The 4367-nt window shown below is 68.6% G+C and carries 3 protein-coding genes; 1 reads left to right on the forward strand and 2 read right to left on the reverse strand.

Features of this window, described 5'->3' with window-relative positions; genetic code table 11:
• Positions 1-77 precede the first annotated feature (77 nt).
• Together LGR69_RS31620 and LGR69_RS31625 are read right to left on the reverse strand one after the other, a co-directional pair.
• On the reverse strand, positions 78-629 hold the full coding sequence (locus LGR69_RS31620) for a hypothetical protein (protein ID WP_043075337.1): 552 nt from the start codon (positions 627-629) through the stop codon (positions 78-80).
• Positions 626-1246 (reverse strand): recombinase family protein, encoded by a 621-nt coding sequence (locus tag LGR69_RS31625; RefSeq protein ID WP_043075338.1) that lies wholly within the window; start codon positions 1244-1246, stop codon positions 626-628. The genes LGR69_RS31620 and LGR69_RS31625 overlap by 4 nt, the downstream gene beginning before the upstream one ends.
• 95 nt (positions 1247-1341) lie before the next feature.
• Here LGR69_RS31625 and LGR69_RS31630 point away from each other — a divergent pair, with 95 nt between their 5' ends.
• Positions 1342-4335: a Tn3 family transposase gene (locus tag LGR69_RS31630; RefSeq protein ID WP_043075339.1), complete on the forward strand. Its 2994-nt coding sequence runs from the start codon at positions 1342-1344 to the stop codon at positions 4333-4335.
• Positions 4336-4367: the final 32 nt, after the last annotated feature.

Consider the following 4367-nt stretch of genomic DNA (forward strand, 5'->3'; position numbering starts at 1 on the left):
TGGGGTGCCGACATAGGACGGGCACAAAACCACGCTAAGGAGACAAACGAGGAACGAAGTTTGGGTTGGAGCGATGCTCAGGGGCCCAGTTCACCTGAGAGAAGGTACAGCTCCCATGTGGCGCGGCCCCGGGCGCTGATGGTCAACCTCTCGGGACTGCTCGGGGCGCTCTCCAGCAGGCCCAATTTGACCAACGGTCGGATCGAACTGGCGCTGATCACATCCTTGAGCTCGGGTTCGTAACCCTCGACGACGAGCCGCCAGCCCTGGGTTCCCCGTTCGGTCAGAGCGGGTTCGAGATGCCCGAGGCGCAGGCGATTGCCCTGACGGCCAAGGATGAACAGGCAGCAGGACCAGAATGCGTTCCTAGGACGCGGCGGAATGAACCCCCATTCGAGCGGGCCAGCCGTCGGCTCGGTCACCGGCGAGGCCGATCGGTGCGGGTCCTGGGCATCGGCGAAGCCTTGCTTGTAGGCGCGCTCCAGGGCTCGGGCGATCGTGCCGGCGGTATCGACGGCCCGGCCGTATTTCCGATCGTACCGATCCTTGAAGACGATCGCCCGAGCCTCCTCGCGGAAGTCGACCTTGCGGTAGGCGTTGGCCGGGGGCTTGCGCGGCGGCCGGCTCACGGGCGGACTCCGGCCACCGGTTTGCGATGGCGTTTGACGATCTCCGCCACTGTGTTCTTGCTGAGCCCGAGTTCGCGGCCGATCAGCCGGTAGCTCCGCCCGGCCTCGATCAGGGCCAAAACCTTCGGGGCGAGACGGTCGGATTTCGGCCTCTGGCCGGTCTGCCGCCCGAGCACCCGGCCCCGTGCCCGGGCCGCCGCCAGGCCCGAGCGGACACGCTCGCGCAGGAGTTCGCGCTCGAACTCGGCGATCCCGGCCAGCACCGTGGCCATCATGCGGCCGGTCGCGCTCGCCAGGTCGAAGGTCATGCCGCTCATCGCCACGACAGAGACGCGCCGGGCTTCGAGTTCACGCAGGGTTTCGAGAAGGTCGAGGGTCGAGCGGCCCCAGCGCGACAGCTCCGTCACCAGCACCACGTCGATCCGGCGGGCTTGCGCCAGCGCCATGACCTTGCGGCGCTCGATACGGTCGAGCTTCACCCCCGAGCCGGTTTCCCTGAACACGCCGACCACCGCGTAGCCGGCGCGCTCGGCGAAGGCACGCAGATCGCGCTCCTGACGCTCGCAGGATTGGTCCGCGGTCGAGACCCGGCAATAGATCGCCGCGCTCTGTCCCAATTGAACCCTCCCGGCCCTGCGCCCGCCAAGTCCTTGTTCCAGCTTGGCCTGCCGGCATCGCAAATAGCCATTACTCCAATTGGGACAGAGCCGCCATGCCACGCCGCCGAGCCGTGACCCGAACCCAACTCGACGCGTTGCTCGCCCTGGCGACGGACGAAGCCGACCTCGTCCGTTACTATACCCTGTCTCCAGCCGACCTCGCGGTCATCGCCCGGCGGCGGCGGGCTCACAATCGCCTCGGCTTTGCCGTCCAGCTCTGCGCACTGCGCTATCCGGGGCGTCTGCTCCATCGCGGTGAAGTCGTGCCGCGGGAGGTTCTGACGTTCATCGCCGACCAGCTCGATCTGCCCTCGGACGCTCTGGTCGACTACGCCATCCGGTCCCAGACCCGCTACGACCAACTCCAGGCCCTCTACACCGCGTTCGGGTTCAGGACCTTTGCCCGGCCCGATCGCATCGCGATGGCCCGATGGCTGCTGCCCCAGGCCCTGGCCACGACGAGTGGCACAACGCTCGCCCGGCTTCTCATGGAGGAGCTTCGCCGCCGGGCCATCGCCGCACCGGGTCCCACGGTGATCGAGCGTCTGACCGCCGACGCCTTGTCTCAGGCGGACCGGTATGTGGACCGTCAGATCGATGCCCGGCTCGACAATCGCCGGCGTGCCGCATTGGACGCCCTTCTGGACGTTCCCGCCGAGGCTGTGCTGAGCCCGCTCGCCTGGGCGCGTCAGCCACCGGGAGCGGCAGGACATCGCGCGTTGGTGCGCCTTCTCGGCCAGCTCGGGCGGCTTCGATCCCTCGGGCTCGACGCTACGCTCGTCGAGGCGATCCAAACCGATCGCCGCCAAGCCCTGGCCCGCGAAGGAATGCGCCTGTCCGCACAACACCTGAAGAGCCTGTCGCCCCTCCGGCGGCACGCCGTCCTCGCCGTCACCGCGCTGGACGCCATGACCCGCCTTACCGACGAAGCCGTCGGCCTGTTCGACCGGCTCGTGGGAGGGCTGTTCCGGCGGGCCGAGCGACGCGCCGCCTCCGAGTTGCAGGCCAACGCGCGGGCCGTCAACGACAAGATCCGGCTCCTCGCCCGCGTCGGGCATGCGTTGATCGCGGTGCGCGACGCACGAGGCGACGCCTTCGCGGCGATCGAGAGCGTCATCTCCTGGGACGGCTTCATGCGTGCGGTCGCCGAAGCGGATCGCCTGTCCCGTCCGGACGGAGCCGACCATGCCGCCCTTGCCGCCGCCAGTCACGGGCTCGTGCGCCGGATCGGCCCCCTGTTCCTCGACAGCTTCGCGTTCCATGGGATCGCCAGCACGGATGGCCTCCTGCGGGCGGTCGAGCGCATGCGCGTCTTCTATCGCGGGACGCGCCGCACGCTCCCAGGCGACCTACCGACCGGGTTCGTTCGGCATGGCTGGCGGAGCGCGGTCCTGCGCGGCGGTCACCTCGATGCCGCCGCTTACGAACTCTGCCTCTTCGCAGAGTTGCGCGACAGGCTGCGCGCCGGGGATGTCTGGGTCGCCGGCAGCCGGCAGTACCGTGCCATCGAAGACCAGATGATCCCGCAGGCACTGTTCACCACGATGCGGCAGGCAGGACCGCTGCCGCTCGCCGTTCCGGACGATCCGTCCGTCTATCTGCAAATGCGCAAGACGCTCCTCGGAGAGCGCCTGGACCAAGTGGAACGGCGTGCCGACCGCAACCTCCTCGCCGACGTCCGCATCTCCGCGACCGCCTTGCGGATCACCGCGCCACAGGCGATCACCCCCGAGGCCGCCGAAGATCTGGCCGCCCGCATCCAGGCCCTGATGCCGCGGATCCGGATCACGGATCTCGTCGCCGAAGTCGACGGCTGGACCGGTCTTTGCGACCACTTCACCCATCTCCGGACGGGCTTGCCGACGTCCGATCGGCGCATCGTCCTGACGGCGGTGCTGGCCGACGCCACCAATCTCGGTCTCACCCGCATGGCCGACGCCTGCGCGGTGGCCAGCTACCGCCAGCTCGCCTGGACGGCCGGATGGCATCTGAACGAGGACAACTATGGCCGGGCGCTGGCCGCGGTCGTCGCCGCTCAACACGCTCATCCCCTGGCCGCCGCGTTCGGGGCTGCGGTCGTGTCGAGTTCCGACGGGCAGCACTTCCCGCTCGGTGGGCACGCCGAGGGCGCCGGGACGATCAATCCGCACAAGGGATCTCACCCCGCCGTCTCGTTCTACACATTCATCTCCGGCCGCTATGCCCCGTTCCACACGAAGGTCATCTCGGCGACCGAGGGCGAAGCCGCCCACGTCATCGATGGCCTTCTCTACCATGGCGGCGGCGTCGACATCGCGATCCACCACACCGATGGCGGTGGCGTCTCGGACCATGTGTTCGGGCTCTGCCATCTGCTCGGCTTCCGCTTCGCGCCGCGCATCCCGAACCTCTCCGATCGCAGGCTCCATGCCTTTGCCCCGGCCGGGCGATGGCCGACGCTCGAACCGTTCCTGGCCGGCCGGATCGACGAAGCGTTGATCACGCGCCATTGGGACGACCTCCTGCGCTTGGCGACCTCCGTGCGCGTGGGCAGCGTGCCCGCCTCGCTGATGTTGCGGCGCCTCGGATCCTATCCGCGCCAAAACGGGCTGGCCCTGGCGCTGCGGGAGCTGGGGCGGATCGAGCGCACCCTGTTCACCCTCGACTGGCTGGAGGATCCCGGCCTGCGCCGACAGGCGAGCGCGGAACTGAACAAGGGCGAGTCCCGCAACGCGCTCGCTCGGGCGGTCTGCTTCCATCGCCTCGGGCGCATACGGGATCGCGACGCGGAGAGCCGTCAACATCGCGCCAGCGGCCTGAACCTGGTTGTGGCCGCGATCATCCTCTGGAACACGGTCTACATGGACCGCGCCATCCGTCAGTTGCGCCGCCAGGGCGAGCCCGTTCCGGACGATTTGCTCGCTCACCTGGCACCGCTCGGCTGGCAGCACATCAACCTCACCGGCGATTACATCTGGACCGGAGAAGCGGCGATCGGGCTCGATGGCTTCAGACCCCTCAACCGCAAGCACACTGACAGGTCCGATGTTCTTGCTCTGTCCGCTTAGCGTGGTTTTGTGCCCGTCCTATGTCGGCCCCC

Origin of the sequence: Methylobacterium brachiatum (assembly GCF_020523825.1) — a bacterium.
Lineage (GTDB): Bacteria > Pseudomonadota > Alphaproteobacteria > Rhizobiales > Beijerinckiaceae > Methylobacterium > Methylobacterium brachiatum.